Source organism: Mesorhizobium sp. M1006 (assembly GCF_040318825.1).
GTDB lineage: Bacteria > Pseudomonadota > Alphaproteobacteria > Rhizobiales > Rhizobiaceae > Mesorhizobium.
The window spans coordinates 1-1,904 of sequence record NZ_JAMYMZ010000125.1 but is presented as its reverse complement, the minus strand read 5'-3'; the positions used below and the strand labels follow the sequence as shown (position 1 = coordinate 1,904).

Annotated in this window: 3 protein-coding genes and 1 pseudogene; 3 read left to right on the top strand and 1 reads right to left on the bottom strand. The window is 62.7% G+C overall.

All coding sequences use genetic code 11. The features are described from left to right. The coding region (locus NKH60_RS34830) for a Mu transposase domain-containing protein (protein WP_502907815.1) at positions 1–559 on the top strand (559 nt) is incomplete at its 5' end. Next, positions 556–1,410 (top strand): IS21-like element helper ATPase IstB, encoded by an 855-nt coding sequence (gene istB / locus NKH60_RS34825; protein ID WP_352875109.1) that lies wholly within the window; start codon positions 556–558, stop codon positions 1,408–1,410. The genes NKH60_RS34830 and istB, both read left to right, overlap by 4 nt. A gap of 68 nt (positions 1,411–1,478) precedes the next feature. On the opposite strand, the pseudogene NKH60_RS34820 reads toward istB, so the two are convergent. After that, a pseudogene (locus tag NKH60_RS34820) lies at positions 1,479–1,712 on the bottom strand (phage integrase N-terminal SAM-like domain-containing protein); the annotation flags it as partial. Here NKH60_RS34820 and NKH60_RS34815 point away from each other — a divergent pair. After that, the coding region (locus NKH60_RS34815; RefSeq protein ID WP_352875107.1) for a hypothetical protein at positions 1,711–1,904 on the top strand (194 nt) is incomplete at its 3' end. The pseudogene NKH60_RS34820 and the gene NKH60_RS34815 overlap by 2 nt on opposite strands.

Here is a 1,904-nt window from a genome sequence, read left to right as displayed (position 1 = left end):
TCCAGCCCCCGCCGCGCGTCAGGCTGTTCGCAACCTCATTGTCGCACCACCCACTCTGGAAATGCCGGTAGTTCGAGGTGTCCAGTTGCGTCACTGGCTGGACACGGTCGCAAACCCGAGGGTTCACGCCACCACAAGGCGTGTCGTCAACGAAGCTTTCGCCGAGGAGCGGGCAGCGCTGCGGCCGCTGGCTTTGGCTCCGTTCCGATCGGTCCTAAAGCTCGAGCGACGTATCAGCCGGGAGGGCATGGTCAGCGTCGGCGGCAATTTCTACAGCGTGCCCGACGCCACCAGGCGCCGTGTCGTCGAGGTACACACGCTGGCCGAAGAGTTGCGCATCTTCGAGGACGGCGCACTGATTGCCACCCATCCTATTCTCGAAGGCCGGCACCAGCGTCATGTCGAGCCGGGTCATCGCAACATCCACCTCCACAAGCGCCGACAAAGACTGAGGAACGACGAGGTCATCCTTCATGGCTCAGGCGACAGGGTCGCTCAGCGCCCGTTGGCCTTCTACGATGCCGTCACCCGGGTGATGGCGAAGGAGCAGCGTCCATGACGAATGCGCTCGATACCACGCCATCCACAAACGACCGGATCCGCCACGATCTCGTCGGCCTGAAGATGCCACGAGCGCTCGAAGCGCTCGATCATATCGTGCGCCGGCTCGAGCAAGGCGAGATCGCCGCCCTCGAAGCCATGGACATCCTCCTTTCGGAAGAGTTGACCCTCCGCGACAACAGCCGGATCAAGACGGCACTGCGCATGGGGCGCCTGGCCACGATCAAGACGCTCGCCGGCTTCGACTTCTCTTTCCAGCCCTCGCTCGACGGAGATCGAATCTTCACGCTCGCCCAACTCGGCTTCGTCGCCCGCTGCAAGGTCGTCCACTTCCTCGGCCCACCCGGCACAGGCAAGAGCCATCTGGCCAACGCACTTGCCGTCGAGGCTGTGAAGGCTGGAAAGAGCGTCTATTTCTGCACGCTCGCCGAACTCATCGCCGCACTGGCAAGGGCCGAACGCGAAGGCCGCGTGCAGGAACGCATCCGCTTCTTCTGCCGGCCTGCTCTGCTCGTTGTCGACGAGATCGGCTACTTGCCCGTCATCCACGGTGGCGGCAATCTGTTCTTCCAGCTCGTCAACGCCCGCTATGAGAAGGGCGCCATGATTCTCACCTCAAACCGCGGCTTCGCCGAATGGGGCGAGGTCGCAACCGCACTTCTCGATCGCCTGCTTCATCATGCGGTCGTCGTCCAGATCGAAGGATCGAGCTATCGGCTCCGACAACACGCCGAGCTCATGCCCGAACACCTGCGATCAAAAGCCTCCATCACGCCGCCGACGCTCAACGCACCATCACGACCGCGCGGCCGGCCGCCGAAAAATGGACACCCTTCCGCAACAGCCTGAGCGGCGAAACTGGGGAATTTTACTTCGGCACTTTTGGGGAAAATTCGAGCGGGCATTGACAGCGCCGACACGATGCTGTTCATGGTCGGCACGGGAACACCGTCGTCCTGCTGCTCGATCTGGAACCGGCGCAGGTCGTCGGTCGTCGCTGTGTCCGGTGAACGCCCGAGGAACGTTGCCAGGCGTCCGATGTCGCGGAGATAGTTGCGCTGCGTCTCCCATGAGAAACGCCGCATGTTCATGTCGTCGATCAGCCGCTGGCGCAGCGGGCTGATCCGTGCATCGAGAACAGGATAGGGCATGGTCAGGCTCCTTGTTGAAGAAGCCCGTGATGCTCTGCCGCCGCCGAACCATCCTCAATGCGAGCGCGACGTCCGGCTCGTGATCTTTACCTCACACCATGCGCCCGTCCCGCGCAGCGGGTCGTCTAATCGCTCGACCGTCAAGGGGGTGAGTGCAAGGCCGTCGTCCTTTCTGTCGATTCTCGTTCGTCC